We start from the raw sequence: 15,137 nt of genomic DNA, 5'->3' as shown, positions 1-15,137 counted from the left end.
TTTGTCTCTTCAATAATGACTACTTTATAGATCATTTTCGATTTCTTTTAAAAAATCATCAATGTCAGAGACATTGTCAGGATTTTTTAAATAGTTTTCGGTTCTTTCCCTAACCTGATCAATTTGCCATTGTGGAATTTTATAGTCATCATGCTGTACCGGTAAAATAATTACTTCAACTTCATTTGCTACAAAATCCTCCGGTAGAATTACGGTTACAGAATGATTTTTAACGGATAGTATTTGTCTGATCGCTTCCATAATTATTTTGATTTATACTCAAATATAGTTATTTGAAATTAATTTCATTCTAGCTCCAATCGCTCCTGCTCCAGTTTTTCGGCTAATCTTTTTTCTATTATTGGAGTAATTAATGTTTTTCTCGGTTTTATTTTTACGAAAGGAAACAGTTCTAAATCATGTTTCATTTTGTCTTCTTTGTTCGGATGCTTGTTGGTGCCTAACAGAATTTCTTTTTTAGAATCGAATAATTCCTGTTCTTTTGCGGCACTTTCCTGAATTTTCTTCTTGATCGTTCCGTCATTTAAAAGTTTTAAGAATCCTCCATTTGCTTCAATGTCTTTAAACAGCGTTAAGCTTTTTTCGGCCAGCTGCATCGTCAGGCTTTCAATGTAATAACTTCCGTCTGCCGGATTATCAACCTTGTCAAAGTAACTTTCGTGTTTTAAAATCAGTAATTGATTGCGGGCAATACGATCACCAAATTCATTGTCTTTATGATACAAAGAATCGTAAGGAAGGTTGGCTACAGCATCTGCACCGCCTAAAATGGCCGACATGCATTCTGTGGTTGTACGCAACATGTTAACATTGTAATCGTAAATCGTTTTATTTCGTTTGGTAGGAGTTACTAATAAATGACATTCTAAGTCAGGATTATATTCAGCAGCGATTAATTTGAAAAGCATGCGCAATGCACGAAGTTTAGCAATTTCAAAGAAATAATTAGTTCCTACTGAGACTTCAAAAAGAATTGGTTTTAAAGCATTCGGAAAGCGGTTCAAATATTCATTGGCATGAGCCAGGCTATAAGCAATTTGCTGCGTGATTGTAGCACCCGCATTTTGATACAAACCCGAGTCGATACTTAAAAATGAAATATTGGTTGTTGCTTTTGAAATTTTTTCCAGCGTTTCAAAATTATTTTTATCTGCTGTAGAAAACCAGTTTCCTTCTCTTGCCAATTGTCCAATAGGATCAGTATTGCAATAAAAAGTGGCTTTCTTCTGAATTGAAATCTGATCCAATAGTTTTACGAAATCGATTGAAATAAAGTTCAAATTAAAGTAAACAATTCTATTTTCTAAAGGAAGTGTTTCCAGTAATTTTTGAACATCAATGGTTTTGTCTTCAATTGTGAAACGCAGGCTTTCAGCGCCTCTTTCGAGTGTATTGATGGCTCTCTGAATTGATTTATCAATATCATAAACAAAAATGTTCTGGCAAATTTTAAAGTTGGATGCCTGAGTTTTTACCGTTGCGGCCTTTGTAAATTCATCAATGTGGTAAAATGGTTTTACCTGAATGTCTTCGGGAGAATTCCAAATTACAGTTTGGTTGTAATCGGCTCCATCTAATTCAAACTGAATTTTTTGTTTCCATTGTTTGGATGAAATTGGACTAAAATCGTCGAACAGGGTAGTGGCCATTGCGTATTTTTTCGGGTTATTCTTTATCTTGAATGGTATCTCCTTCAAAATGTATGATGTAAATATCTTCGCTGTCTTTTTTCATAAAGTACTTTTCGCGTGCATATTTTTCAATTTGTTCAGGATTTTTGAGCTGTTTGATCTGTTCCTGATCTTTTTTTATTTCGTCCTGATAGTATTTTTTATTGTCTTGTAATTCATGAATCTGGTTGTCCAGAAAACGATGATCAAAATAAGAATAATTATCTAAGAATAACATCCATATGACAAAAAAGAGCAACACCCAAACGTATTTGTTGCCCAGGAGTTTAAACCATTTTTTGTCTTTATATGGGTTTTTTATTTTCATTTAACCGATTGCGTTTTATAATTTCGATTGATGTTTTGGTTTTGATAGAAGTGATAATCCTTTTGTGCCATTGTCAGGCACAAAAGGTGAAATGGATCTTCTAAGTTTGATGCATTAAATTTACAATAAAAATTATAAAATTCGTTGATTAATTACAGCCCGGACTACATCAATGGCCACGGTATTGTATTTGTCGTTTGGAATTATAATGTCGGCGAAAGCCTTAGAAGGTTCTATAAACTGTTCGTGCATTGGCTTTAAGGTATTTTGATAACGTGTTAAAACCTCGTCAATATCACGTCCGCGTTCTGAAATGTCTCTTTTTAAACGACGGATTAATCTTTCGTCTGAATCGGCATGAACAAAAATTTTGATGTCAAAAAGATCACGTAATTCCGGATTGGTCAGAATTAAAATTCCTTCAACAATCATTACTTTTCTTGGGTGAGTTGAAACCGTATCGTCGGTTCTGTTGTGCTGTATGAATGAATATACAGGCTGGTCTATGGTTTCACCTGCTTTTAACGCTTTAAGGTGTTTTACCAGTAATTCAAAATCGATCGCACGCGGGTGGTCAAAATTGATTAATGCTCTTTCGTCAAATGACAAATTGTTAGTCTCTTTATAATACGAATCCTGAGAAATTACACCCACTTCTGTGTCCGGTAATTCATTCATGATTTGGTGTACTACTGTTGTTTTTCCACTTCCTGTTCCTCCTGCAAGTCCAATAATGAGCATAAAATTTGTGTTATATATTTGTTCGGCAAAAATAATAATTTAAGTGGATTCATAATGGTATCCGAACTTTAAAATTGAATTTATGCGGATAAGTTTAACTAAGGTTTCGAAAGGATTACAGGAATTATGTAAAAAAAATCCCGATAGCAATGCCATCGGGATTTGGTGCAATCAGTATAGTTTTAATAAAATATTCTGAATTTAGTAAGCACTTGTAATTATTTATTCTTTTTTGCTTTAATCATCATTTCAAGCTGATCCCAAAGTTCTTCCGGGATTGCTTCCAGTAAATTAAACTGTCCGGCACCTTTTAACCACTCTCCACCATCAATTGTAATAACGTCTCCATTTACATAAGCTGAAAAATCTGAAACTAAATAAGCTGCCAGATTAGCCAATTCCTGATGATCACCTACACGTTTTAAAGGTACTTTTTTAGCCATATCGAATTTTTCGGCAAGATCTCCCGGTAATAATCGATCCCAGGCTCCTTTTGTTGGGAATGGTCCCGGAGCAATTGCGTTAGAACGAATTCCGTATTTTGCCCATTCAACGGCCAAACTACGAGTCATCGCCAGTACTCCCGCTTTTGCGGTTGCACTTGGTACAACATAGGCCGAACCTGTCCAGGCATAAGTTGTAACAATATTTAAAATCGTAGCAGAGGCTTGTTTGGTGTCAATCCAATGTTTTCCAAAGGCAAGTGTACAGTTTTTTGTACCTTTTAGTACAATATCAATAACGGTATCAAAAGCATTCGCAGATAAACGTTCTGTTGGTGAGATGAAATTTCCGGCTGCATTGTTCAAAAGAACATCTACTTTTCCAAAAGTTTTTAAAACTTCCTGAAGCATGTTCTCCACTTCTTCGTAATGACGAACGTCACATTGAAGCGGTAAACATTTTCCTCCGGTTTCAGTCTCAAGTTCAGTGGCAGTGTTTTTAAGTTTTTCTAAATCTCTTGAAGTAATGGCTACCTGAGCCCCTAATTCTAAAAAGTATTTGGTCATGGCTTTTCCTAAACCGCTTCCTCCACCTGTAACAACAATGACTTTGCCTTTTAAAGCATCATCTCTTAACATTTTATCTGTATAGCTCATATGTATTTCTTTTTATTACAATATTAATTAAATAAATAGGATGCACGCATAATAATGTTATAAAATTTTAATAAACTTTAAATATCGCCTAATTTTTTTGCGGCTGCTTCCAGTGTGTAATTGTCTTTAGCAAAGCAAAAGCGAATCAGCTTTTGATCTTTGTGGTCGGAATAAAAAGTAGAAATCGGAATTGCGGCGACACTATGTTCTGTGATTAATTTTTTACAGAAAGTAACATCGTCATCGGCTGAAATAGTAGCATAAGAAGCCACCTGAAAATAAGTTCCTTCGCAAGGTTTCAATTCAAACCGGCTATTTTGAAGTAGTTTTTGAAAATAATCCCTTTTTTCCTGATAGAACTTTCCAAGTAAATTGACATCAACAATCTCCAAATATTGACTGATGGCAGCCTGTGAAATGCTATTCACACTAAAAACCAGAAACTGATGTACTTTTTTAATTTCCTTCATTAAATGTTCCGGAGCGACGGTGTAGCCAATTTTCCATCCAGTAATATGAAATGATTTTCCAAAAGAAGAAACCATGATACAACGGTTTAAAAGAAAATCTTTAGTATGTGCCGAAATGTGTTTTTCTTCAAAAGTAATGTATTCGTAAACTTCATCAGACAGAACAAGAAGATCAGGATGTTTGGATAATAATCTCTCCAGGTGAGAAAAATCATCCTGAGTTAAAATTTTACCTGTTGGATTGTGCGGATTGTTGATGATAATCATCTTCGTTTTTGAAGAACAGGCTTTTTCTATTGTTTCCCAGTTTGGGGTGTAATCATCGTTTAAAGCGACGCGAACAGGTTTTGCGTTGCACAATAAAACAGGAGATTCATACGAATCGTAGCTCGGATCCAGGATGATGACTTCATCACCGGTTTTGACCAAAGCCAAAATTGTAGTGAAAATTCCCTGAGTGGCCCCCGCTGTTACCAGGATTTCGGTTTCTGGTAGAATGGTTCGGCCATAGGATTTTTGAACCAATTGTGCTATTTGTTCCATCAATGGAGGGAATCCTGCCATTGGGGTATATTGATGCACGTTTTCTTTTGCTAATCTCGCAATGATATCGGTCAATCTTTCATCAACAGGGAAATTCGGAAATCCTTGTGAAAGATTTATGGCGTTGTATTTCGATGCCATTTTAGACATGACCGTAAAAATACTGGTGGTTACATTGGGAAGTTTACTCATGATAAAGTTTGATTAGGGGAAAACTTGTGAGTGATACAGATGAATCTTGTCTAAGTTATAGTTATTGCGCCTGTATTCAAGGTTCTTACTTCTTTTTCTTTATGTTTACCGGGCTTCCATTTTGCAGCAGACTTTAAAACACGCGTTGCTTCATCTCCGGTTTTGAAACCAAGATCTCTTATAATCTTTATATCACTAACAGAACCGTCTTTTTCGATGATAAAGGTGAAGTAGATTTTTCCTTTTAGAGTTGGTTTTTCAACAGGTTTTATAAAATTTCTGTTGAGGAAGGAATTGAATTCAGTGACACCGCCAGGGTATTCGGGTTTTACCTCTATTCCTTTGAGATCATAAACAGTATCGTCATTCGAAATTGAACTTGCTGTTGTTTTTTCAGATTCTTTATTGGTTTGCGAAAATGTAATTTGGGTAAAGCAGATCAGGAGTAGAAGAAGAAACTTTTTCATTACGAATACGGTTTAATAGTTTACATTTTATGAATAATAAAAATGGTAGGGCGTTTGTCGATATCTATTTTTAGTTTTTTCCAATCAGAAACCCGCATTGTTTTAATGAATTCTGTTGGTAAAGTAATATCTGTTGCAATACAAAGATGTGTTGACGGATTTAAAATCTGTAAAAGATCTTCGATTAGTTTGTTGTTTCTATACGGAGTTTCAATAAAAAGCTGTGATTGGTTTTTATCTTGTGATAATCTTTCGAAATGACGAATTGCTGATTTTTTTTCGTCTTTATCAATAGGTAAATAGCCATTGAAAGTGAAACTTTGTCCGTTCATTCCGGATGCCATCATGGCCAATAAAATAGAAGATGGGCCCACTAAAGGTACCACCTGAATTCCTTTTTCATGTGCCAGTTTTACAATTACGGCACCGGGATCAGCAACACCGGGACAGCCGGCTTCACTCATTAATCCAACGTTTTTTCCTTCCAGCAAAGGTTTGATGAAGTCTAAATGTTCGCTTGTTTCTGTACGTTTATTAAGGGTAAAAAGAATCAGTTCTGATTGTTTTTTTTCCGGCGAGACAGCTTTTATGGATTTACGGGCCGTTTTTTCGTTTTCAACGATATAGTGATCTATAAAATCGATACTTCTTTTGACAGTTTGAGGTAAAACATCCATAGGGTCGCTTTCGCCCATTGTTGTTGGAATTAAGTATAGTTTTCCCAGGAGTTTCATAGATGTCTTTTTATTTTGTTAGGAAAAGAAGAACTTATAAATGTTTTTCGATAAGTTTCTTCGAGATGATATCGGTTACTTCGTCTAACATTTGATATACATTTTCAAATCCGTTGCTAACGCCAAAGTATGGATCCGGAACATCTACGTTTTCATCGGGAAATAATTCGTCTAAAATCAGACGGACTTTGTTTTTATGTTCTTCAGTCTGAGCCAGTTTTATAACGTCGTCATAGTTAGAAGAATCCATCACATAGATGTAATCAAAAGTATTGAAGTCAGCAGGTTTGAATTGTCTTCCTTTTTGGTTTCCAATGTCCAGGCCATTTTTTTGGGCTACTGCTATAGATCGTTTATCAGGGGAGTGTCCTACATGCCAGGATCCGGTTCCGGCTGAGTCAACGATGAAATTATTTTTGGGTAATTTTGAAGCTAAAATACCTTCAGCTAAAGGGGATCTGCAAATGTTTCCCAAACAAACCATTAAAATTTTTACTGGCATGATGCGCGTTTATAGCGTTAGTTTTTTGTTGATGTCTTCGACAAATTTTTTGAATTGTTTGTCTGTAGAAACTAAATTGTCAACTGTTTTGCAAGCGTGTAATACGGTGGCGTGGTCGCGATCTCCAATTTGTGAGCCAATGTTTGCCAAAGAAGCTTTTGTGAATTTCTTTGCAAAAAACATAGCCAATTGTCTCGCCTGTACCACGTGCCTCTTTCGGGTTTTAGATTGAAGTGTTTCAACATCCAACTGGAAATAATCAGACACAATTTTTTGAATATAATCGATAGAGATTTCTCTCTTTACATTTTTAACAAATTTCTCTACGACACTTTTAGCTAACTCAATAGTAACTTCTTTTTTATTGAATGAAGACTGAGCAATTAAGGAAATAATAGCTCCCTCTAATTCTCTAACGTTACTCTTAATGTTACGTGCCACATATTCAATAATATCTTCCGGCATTTCAACACCATCACGATATAGTATGTTTTTTAAGATAGAGATACGAGTCTCGTAATCCGGTTGGTGCAGCTCGGCAGAAAGACCCCATTTGAAACGGGATAATAAACGCTGCTCGATATCCTGCATGTCAACAGGTGCCTTGTCAGAAGTAAGGATTACCTGTTTTCCGTTTTGATGTAAATAATTGAAAATGTGGAAGAAAACATCCTGAGTTCCTGATTTTCCGGATAAAAACTGAACGTCGTCAATAATTAAAACATCGATTAACTGATAAAAATGAATAAAATCATTACGATTATTCTTTTTTACAGAATCAATATATTGCTGTGTGAAAATTTCGGCAGAAATGTATAAAACCGTTTTTTCAGGGTATTTGTCTTTTACTTCCACACCTATAGCATGTGCCAAGTGTGTTTTTCCTAATCCAACTCCTCCAAAAATCAATAACGGATTAAAGGAAGTTCCTCCAGGCTTGTTGGCAACTGCCATACCTGCAGAACGGGCTAAACGGTTTGAATCTCCTTCAAGGAAATTATCAAAACTGTAATTTGGATTTAACTGAGATTCAATTTTTAAATTTCGGATTCCCGGAATTACAAATGGATTCTTAAGTTCAGGATTTAGGTTTTTAAACGGAGCATCAACCTCTTGCGGTTTCATTGGAACTCTGTTGGAACTTGGCAGCTGTTCGGTGAATGGCTGTTTATTTCCATAAGTGTTCTCCATTTTAATTTTATAGAGTAACTTTGCGTTTTTTCCCAGTTCTTTGGTAAGTGCAACTTTCAATAATTTTACGTAATGCTCTTCGAGCCATTCGTAGAAAAATTTACTTGGTACTTGAATGTATAACGCGTTATCGGTTAGTTCAACTGACTTGATTGGCTCAAACCAAGTTTTGTATGCTTGATCTTGAATATTGTCCTTTATAAAAGACAAACAGTTTTCCCATACCGATTGAGCAGTTTTAGTCATAGATTCAAATAAATTTTCTTATTATTGATAAAGATTCTCCTAATAAAAAAGGAGCAATTTTATTCCGTATTTCGGGATAACAAATATGTGAACAAATTTCTGTAAAAAAAAATATTTTGAACTCTAATTTTATAAAAAAAAGTTGTAAGTGAACTTTTTAAACTTAATTTTTTTAACCTGTAAATAATGAAAAATCATCAAACGCAAGTGCGTGTTCGTTACTCAGAAACGGATCAAATGGGGGTCGTTTATCACGGAAATTATGTGCCATATTTTGAGATTGGACGAGTGGAATGGCTTAGAAATAAAGGGATTTCATATAAAAGCATGGAAGAAAGCGGTATTGGATTGCCAATTGTTTCGATGCAGATAAATTATAAAAAATCGGCACGTTACGATGAGCTTCTTACTATTCATACAGCTTTCAAAAGTCAGTCATCTGTTAAGATTGAATTTGATTGCGCGATCTATAATGAAACAGGTGAGTTATTAACAACTGCTGTATTTATTTTAGTATTTATTTCGTTAAAAACGGGTCGTCCTACAGCACCTCCAGATTACATTTTAGAATTATTTAAAACACTGGTATAATTGTTAAAATGTGACGGCTTTTAATGTCAAATTACATAATTTTAATATCGATTTCAAACATTAAATCAAAAATGTCGAATATTGTTTCGGCATTTTTTTTTCGTGTTTTGGTTGTTATTTTGCCAATTGGAAGTCCTGAGTCTTCATTAATCTCCATTTCCTGAGCTGTAATTTCGAGTTTTTTTTCTTTGATCACCCGCATAACCCTATTCATATTTTTGTAATCAAAAGAGATTAAAAAGTGAACGTCTATTGTCTTTTCTATAATCTCACAGGCTTCCAGCGCCATTTGTGCCGTTGTTTTGTAAGCAGTGATCAGGCCGCCAACGCCTAGTTTAATTCCTCCGTAAATTCGAACCACTACTACTAAAACGTTGGTTACGCCAAAAGATTGTATCTGTCCGTAAATTGGTGCGCCTGCAGTGTTGCTGGGTTCTCCGTCGTCATTGGCGCGGTAGGAGATTTTGGGAGCGGTTCCTAATTGATAAGCATAACAATAATGTACGGCATGCGGATGCTGCTTTTTTAAGTTCTCAATAATAGGTTTTACCTCGTCTTCACTTTCGATAGGATAGGCATAGCCAAAGAACTTGCTGCTTTTTTCTTTTAAAAGCACTTCTTCAGATTCAAAAGAAATGGTCTGGTACGTATCGTTAATTTCCAAAAGTTAATTTCTAAATTATTTTTTTAATCTGTAGCTAATAGAAAAGCTAAAGAATTTGTTTGTCAAATAAATCAACAACATCTTCTTGTCCAACTTGTAAATTCCAGACATGAAATCCCAGTGCTGCTGCCGAATCTGTATTTTCTTTTTTATCGTCTATAAACAAAGTTCTTTTTGGGGATAGTTCGTGTTTGTTGATGAGATATTGAAAAACTTCTGCATTTGGTTTTCGCATGCCAATTTCAAATGAAAAATAAACTTTTTCAAAGCATTGATAAAAATCACTGTAAAACGAAATGCCGGTTTTGTTTTCGAAAGTTTCAATGTGTATAGAGTCAGTATTACTCAATAGAAACATGCGGTATTTTTGAGACAGCAGTTGTAAAAATTCCAGTCGGTATAGAGGGAAGTCTGCTAAAATAGCGTTCCAAGCTTCCAGAATTTGTTCGGTAGTGGCGTTTGGAAGTTGTTTTTGAAAGCCTGCCAGAAAATCCTCAGTGGAAATGTCTCCGGTTTCAAACGAAAGATTCAATTGGTTCAAATCTGCATTCCATTCTTTTAGCCCTAATTTCTGTAATCCTGAAATAGTTGCCTGTTTGTCCAGATTGATGAAAATATCTCCAAAGTCAAAAATTATAGTATCAATCATGATTTCTAATGTTTAATAATTCGTCGTCGAGAATATTGGTTTTTGTTACGTTTCCTTTTGGAATAAGTGGTGCTTTAGTTCCGTTTTTGAAAGAGGTTTTTCCGATGAAAATGCGGGCTTCGTCCCAAATATTCTGGTCTATAAAGGATTGTAAAGTCTGAGCGCCTCCTTCGATAATAACAGACTGAATCTGATTTTGATACAAAACAGCTACGATCTGCGGTACAATGCTATGATCAAAATCGATTACTGTAAAGGTAGTGTTTTCTGTTGAAAGGCTGGTTTCAGATTTCGTAAGTACGATGGTTTTTACGCTATCGTCAAAAACAAAACTGTCTTTCGAGATGCGGTTGTTTTGATCCAAAATAACCCTCACCGGATTGTTTCCTGACCAATCTCTGGTGTTTAATTTCGGGTTGTCATCAATAACAGTTTGAGTTCCGGCTAAAATTGCCTGTTCTTCGCTTCTCCATTTGTGAACCAATTGTCTGGAATAGGAATTGGTGATCCAAATTGGTTTTCTTTCTGCATTTTTTTGTTTTTCAGGAGATAAAAAACCATCCTGACTTTCGGCCCATTTTAATAGTATATAAGGTCTCTGTTTTTGGTGAAAAGTAAAAAAGCGTTTGTTGAGTTCGTAGCATTCTTTTTCTAAAACTCCAACAGTAACATTTGCTCCGGATGCGATTATTTTTTTAATACCGTTTCCTGCCACTTTTTCATTGGGATCAACAGTTCCAACCACCACATGTGGAATTTTATGTTCTATAATTAAGTCACAGCATGGAGGTGTCTTCCCGAAATGGCTGCAAGGTTCTAAACTAACATATATTGTCGCTTTGCTTAACAGCGATTTGTCTTTTACAGAACGTACGGCATTAACCTCTGCATGTGGTTCTCCCGCTTTTTTGTGCCAGCCTTCTCCGATGATCTGATTGTTGTAAACAATTACGCTTCCAACCATTGGGTTTGGATAAGTAGTCCCAAAACCATTTTGAGCCAGTTCGATGCAGCGTTTTATGTATTTTTCATGTATATTCACAATACAAAAGTAGTTAATTTTGAGTTTAGTCCCGATAGTTTTGGGGCACTTAAGCAACTATCGAAAAAGTATTTTTACTTTTGTAATGACATTAAAGGAGTAATAAAATATGGAAAATTGGACTATTAGAGCTATTAAAAAAGAAGACAATCAGTCAGTTGCGCATTTAATACGATCCGTATTTGATGAAATGGAAATACCTAAAGTAGGGACTGCTTATGAAGATCCGTATTTAGATTTAATGTTTGAAGAATACAATAAGCCGAAATCAGTTTATTATGTGGTTGAAAAGGAAGGTGAAATTATAGGCTGCTGTGGAGTTGCGCCTTTAGAAAACGGTTCTCCGGAGATTTGCGAGTTGCAGAAAATGTATTTCTTGCCGAAAACCAGGGGTTTGGGAATTGGGAGCGTGATGATGGAGAAGTGTTTAGAGCAGGCGAAAAATTTTGGTTTTGAAAAATGTTATATCGAGACGATGCCTTTTATGCATGCCGCGCAAAAATTATATGTAAAATCAGGTTTTGAATATTTAGAAGCTCCTATGGGTAATACAGGTCACAGTTCCTGTCCTGTTTGGATGTTGAAAAAATTATAGGAAATTAGTGTAGCAAATTTGCGTTACAATACTTATCTTGTAATACGGTTGCCCTTGGCTGAAAAATAATGCTCAAATACCCAAAATGAAAATCAAACAATATCGGACTCAGTTCATTAAAGATTTATCACCCTTTTACGACGCGTATGAAGCGGAAAGTTTTTTTTATTTAATTCTTGAAGATAAGCATCAATTGCGACAAATTGATTTGGCATTGAATCATGAATTGGCTTTTTCAGAAGATGATTTTCTGATTTGGGATTTTTTAGTACTGCAATTAAAAAAAGAAGTTCCAATTCAGTATTTATTAGGTAAAACTCATTTTTATGGTTTGGATTTCGAAGTCAATGAAAATGTTCTGATTCCCCGCCCCGAAACAGAAGAACTGGTAGAATGGATTATTAATGAGAATTCAGGAGGAACTAAATCAAAAAAAATCAAAATCCTTGATATTGGAACCGGCAGTGGCTGCATTGCGATTTCTTTGGCAAAAAACCTTCCTCATGCAGAAGTGTATGCAATTGACGTTTCGAAAAAAGCAATAGCAACAGCTAAAAGAAATGCAGTCCGGAATAAAGTTGAAGTTACTTTTATGCTTCAGGATATTTTAGAGACAGAAGAATTGAAGCACAACTTTGATGTCATTGTTTCGAATCCGCCTTATGTGCGGAATTTAGAAAAAAAAGAGATTAAAAAGAATGTTTTGGACTATGAGCCGCATCTTGCTCTTTTTGTAGAAGATAACGATGCCTTGATTTTTTACAGAAAAATTGCTGAACTGGCCAGGGAAAATCTTTTACAAAACGGACAATTGTACTTCGAAATCAATCAGTATCTGGGTAAAGAGATGATTGATTTATTAGAAAAGATGAATTTCAAAAATATTGAACTGAAAAAAGACATTTACGATAATGATCGTATGATTAAGGGAACTGTTTGAGTTTGCAGTAGCAGTCTCAATTTTCAGTCATACAACTAACTGCAAACTGTAACTGTAACTGTAAACTGTAAACTGTAACTGTAAACTGAGACTGAATACCACGACTGAAAACTAGAAATTATTCATATCGTAATGCCTCAATCGGATCCAGTTGTGATGCTTTTATTGCTGGATATAAACCTGAAACTATAGCAACCATAAAACTGGTAGCAAAAGCAGCAAAGATGGCCACCCACGGAATTACAAAAGCGAAACTCATCGCGGCTGCAAAGGCAAATCCAACAAGAATTCCTAATACAATACCAACCAAACCGCCTATTTGACCAATTAATAAGGTTTCGATAAAAAACTGTACTGAAATCGTTATTTTGGTTGCTCCCAAGGCTTTTCGTACGCCAATTTCACGGGTTCGTTCTGTAACCGAAACAATCATAATGTTCATTAAAGCAATTGATGACCCCAGGATCGTAATGATACTAATAATCCAGGAGGCCCATCCCAGATATTTGGTGATTCCCAGAATTCGGTTAATTAAATCGTCACTTCTTCCAATTCCGAAATTGTTGTCACGAACAGGGCTTAATTTACGAACCCTGCGCATCGTACTTGTGGCATTGTCTACAGCTTCGTCCAAAAGTTCTTTTTTTGAAACCATCACACTAATGGTGTAGTTGATTTTTGGAGCAGTAAACAAAGATCGTGCGACCTGAATTGGAACTAAAACACGTAAGTCCTGACTGTTCCCGAAGGTTGAACCTTTTTCTTTTAAAACACCGATCACTTTGAATCGGGCACCACGGATAGAGATAATTTTATCAATTGGGTTAACGTCTTTTAGTAAGCCTTTTTCAAAATCAGAACCTACAACACACGAGTAAGTATTGTTTTCAATGTCGAATTGGTTGAAAGAACGGCCTAAAGTAGTTTCCAGGCCTGAATTAGAGATAAAATGTTCGTCGACACCAACAATCGTAATTTCCGGATCGGTTTTTTGGTCTAAATATTTTACTTCAGCTTTAGAGGTAGCGGTAAAAGAAAGTGAAGTTTCGGTAAAAGGATATTTGTATTTGTTTTTGAAGGCTACTGCCTCCGGGTAAGAAATAATCGGATTGATGATTTCGCGTTCGTTTCCTCCTCTATTTTTAAGGTTATTTTCGTATTGATTGATGTTAAAGGTATTGGCACCCATGGATGCAAAATTGGTCGAAACCGTATTTTCAAGTGCTGTAACGACCGTCAGAATTCCTACCAAAGCAGTAATTCCGATAGCAATAATTAAAACGGTAAGAATCGTACGCAGCAATTGAGTTTTGATAGAACCAAAAGCAATTCGGATATTTTCTTTAAATAATTTTAGCATCATGATCTATTTGTCACGAAAATACGTTTTTTGTTACAAGTTTGTTTTCGAAGTGGTATTATTTATTTTAAAGTTTTTAAGGAAAAGTATTATTACTCAAATACGTTAAAGGTTATTGTCTTTAGTTAATAGTTTTTGGTTTGATCGCAATGTCTTATCTTTAATTTGTTAAAATGGAAATCTGTAGGTTTGTGATCTTTCTCTATGATGAAGACAGTATTTCTTGCTTCAGAGTTATTTAGAGACACTAGATTAAAGAATTCTCTTTTCGTTATTATTGAAATTTTCAGATACCAGGATGTTTTGTTTTTTTGTAATTTCAAAAAAGAATCAAGTAAAAAAGAATCAAAAGCTTAATCCATATGAACGATAGTGATCTGAAAAGGCTTTCACGTCTTACAGCAATCCTGATAGTATTGCAGACTAAAAGACTTTTGACGGCCAGTGAATTGGCTGAAAAATTTTTAATTAGTAAAAGAACAATTTATAGAGATATCAAAGCTTTGGAACAAGCAGGAGTTCCTATTTTGACAGAAGAGGGAAAAGGCTATACACTAATGGATGGTTATAAAATTCCGCCCGTAATGTTCTCCGAAAGCGAAGCCAATGCTTTGATTACTGCTGAGCAATTGGTTTTGAAGAATAAAGATGCTTCGTTTGTAAAAGAATACACAGCAGCCATTAGCAAGATAAAATCTGTACTTCGAAACAATACAAAAGACAAAGCCAATCTGCTTTCAAATCGTATTGTTTCCGGGCTGAATAATAACAATGATCGGACAAGTAATAATTTGTCTACTCTTCAATTGGCGTTGACAAACTTTAATCTTGTCCGTATAAAATATTTTTCACCGGATAATAATCAAACAACCAATCGTGTAATAGAGCCCTTTGCTATGTATACTTTTGATGAGAATTGGTTGTTAATTGCATTTTGCAGATTAAGGAAGGATTACAGGGCTTTTCGTTTAGATCGTATTGCAGATTTGACGGTGGAGGATGAAGTATTTGAGCCGCATAAAATTACTTTTGAAGAATATTTTGACCGCACCAGAAAAAAATGTCTTCCACCCTTGCCATAAGGTTGTCGC

18 protein-coding genes are annotated in these 15,137 nt (G+C 35.3%); 4 read left to right on the top strand and 14 right to left on the bottom strand.

The window, feature by feature from the left end:
• Positions 1–24: 24 nt before the first annotated feature.
• From OLM58_RS02685 to dnaA, 10 genes are all read right to left on the bottom strand, one after another.
• On the bottom strand, positions 25–261 hold the full coding sequence (locus OLM58_RS02685) for a hypothetical protein (protein ID WP_264531108.1): 237 nt from the start codon (positions 259–261) through the stop codon (positions 25–27).
• Positions 262–305: 44 nt separating this feature from the next.
• A complete protein-coding gene (locus OLM58_RS02680) occupies positions 306–1,670 on the bottom strand; it encodes a methylmalonyl-CoA mutase subunit beta (protein ID WP_264531107.1) in 1,365 nt (454 codons plus the stop codon).
• A gap of 16 nt (positions 1,671–1,686) precedes the next feature.
• Positions 1,687–2,019, bottom strand: coding sequence for an FtsB family cell division protein (locus tag OLM58_RS02675; RefSeq protein WP_017498627.1), 333 nt, complete (start codon positions 2,017–2,019; stop codon positions 1,687–1,689).
• 132 nt (positions 2,020–2,151) lie between these two features.
• Complete coding sequence (gene udk / locus OLM58_RS02670; RefSeq protein ID WP_017498626.1) at positions 2,152–2,760, bottom strand: uridine kinase; 609 nt, start codon at positions 2,758–2,760, stop codon at positions 2,152–2,154.
• A gap of 218 nt (positions 2,761–2,978) precedes the next feature.
• Positions 2,979–3,860 (bottom strand): SDR family oxidoreductase, encoded by an 882-nt coding sequence (locus tag OLM58_RS02665; RefSeq protein WP_264531106.1) that lies wholly within the window; start codon positions 3,858–3,860, stop codon positions 2,979–2,981.
• Positions 3,861–3,937: 77 nt separating this feature from the next.
• A complete protein-coding gene (locus OLM58_RS02660) occupies positions 3,938–5,065 on the bottom strand; it encodes a methionine aminotransferase (RefSeq protein ID WP_264531105.1) in 1,128 nt (375 codons plus the stop codon).
• Positions 5,066–5,115: 50 nt separating this feature from the next.
• Positions 5,116–5,532 (bottom strand): energy transducer TonB, encoded by a 417-nt coding sequence (locus OLM58_RS02655; RefSeq protein WP_264531104.1) that lies wholly within the window; start codon positions 5,530–5,532, stop codon positions 5,116–5,118.
• 20 nt (positions 5,533–5,552) lie between these two features.
• Positions 5,553–6,266 (bottom strand): SAM-dependent methyltransferase, encoded by a 714-nt coding sequence (locus OLM58_RS02650; RefSeq protein ID WP_089076556.1) that lies wholly within the window; start codon positions 6,264–6,266, stop codon positions 5,553–5,555.
• Between the two features lie 34 nt (positions 6,267–6,300).
• Positions 6,301–6,768, bottom strand: a complete 468-nt coding sequence (locus OLM58_RS02645) for a low molecular weight protein-tyrosine-phosphatase (protein ID WP_264531103.1) — start codon at positions 6,766–6,768, stop codon at positions 6,301–6,303.
• A 9-nt stretch (positions 6,769–6,777) separates the two neighbouring features.
• Complete coding sequence (dnaA, locus tag OLM58_RS02640) at positions 6,778–8,205, bottom strand: chromosomal replication initiator protein DnaA (RefSeq protein ID WP_017498620.1); 1,428 nt, start codon at positions 8,203–8,205, stop codon at positions 6,778–6,780.
• A 186-nt stretch (positions 8,206–8,391) separates the two neighbouring features.
• Here dnaA and OLM58_RS02635 point away from each other — a divergent pair, with 186 nt between their 5' ends.
• Positions 8,392–8,796: an acyl-CoA thioesterase gene (locus OLM58_RS02635; RefSeq protein ID WP_264531102.1), complete on the top strand. Its 405-nt coding sequence runs from the start codon at positions 8,392–8,394 to the stop codon at positions 8,794–8,796.
• A gap of 31 nt (positions 8,797–8,827) precedes the next feature.
• Here OLM58_RS02635 and OLM58_RS02630 read toward each other — a convergent pair whose 3' ends face one another.
• From OLM58_RS02630 to ribD, 3 genes are read right to left on the bottom strand one after another with little or no spacing between them, the layout of a single operon-like run.
• On the bottom strand, positions 8,828–9,460 hold the full coding sequence (locus OLM58_RS02630; RefSeq protein WP_264531101.1) for an IMPACT family protein: 633 nt from the start codon (positions 9,458–9,460) through the stop codon (positions 8,828–8,830).
• Between the two features lie 46 nt (positions 9,461–9,506).
• The gene (locus tag OLM58_RS02625) at positions 9,507–10,109 is read right to left on the bottom strand and encodes an HAD family hydrolase (RefSeq protein WP_264531100.1); all 603 of its coding nucleotides are present in this window, start codon (positions 10,107–10,109) and stop codon (positions 9,507–9,509) included.
• Entirely contained in the window at positions 10,102–11,151 is a 1,050-nt protein-coding gene (gene ribD, locus OLM58_RS02620) for a bifunctional diaminohydroxyphosphoribosylaminopyrimidine deaminase/5-amino-6-(5-phosphoribosylamino)uracil reductase RibD (RefSeq protein WP_264531099.1), read from the bottom strand. The genes OLM58_RS02625 and ribD overlap by 8 nt, the downstream gene beginning before the upstream one ends.
• A gap of 109 nt (positions 11,152–11,260) precedes the next feature.
• On the opposite strand from ribD, the gene OLM58_RS02615 reads away from it, so the two are divergent.
• A complete protein-coding gene (locus OLM58_RS02615; protein ID WP_264531098.1) occupies positions 11,261–11,746 on the top strand; it encodes a GNAT family N-acetyltransferase in 486 nt (161 codons plus the stop codon).
• An 85-nt stretch (positions 11,747–11,831) separates the two neighbouring features.
• The gene (gene prmC, locus OLM58_RS02610; protein ID WP_264531097.1) at positions 11,832–12,686 is read left to right on the top strand and encodes a peptide chain release factor N(5)-glutamine methyltransferase; all 855 of its coding nucleotides are present in this window, start codon (positions 11,832–11,834) and stop codon (positions 12,684–12,686) included.
• 118 nt (positions 12,687–12,804) lie between these two features.
• Here prmC and OLM58_RS02605 read toward each other — a convergent pair whose 3' ends face one another.
• A complete protein-coding gene (locus tag OLM58_RS02605) occupies positions 12,805–14,049 on the bottom strand; it encodes an ABC transporter permease (RefSeq protein ID WP_264531096.1) in 1,245 nt (414 codons plus the stop codon).
• Positions 14,050–14,408: 359 nt separating this feature from the next.
• Between OLM58_RS02605 and OLM58_RS02600 the strand changes: the two genes are divergently transcribed.
• Positions 14,409–15,128, top strand: a complete 720-nt coding sequence (locus OLM58_RS02600; RefSeq protein ID WP_264531095.1) for a helix-turn-helix transcriptional regulator — start codon at positions 14,409–14,411, stop codon at positions 15,126–15,128.
• Positions 15,129–15,137 lie beyond the last annotated feature (9 nt).

It is taken from the genome of Flavobacterium sp. N502540 (genome assembly GCF_025947365.1).
In the GTDB taxonomy this organism is placed as follows: domain Bacteria; phylum Bacteroidota; class Bacteroidia; order Flavobacteriales; family Flavobacteriaceae; genus Flavobacterium.
Note: the sequence above shows the minus strand (reverse complement) of the source record. Positions and strands in the feature narration are given on the sequence as shown.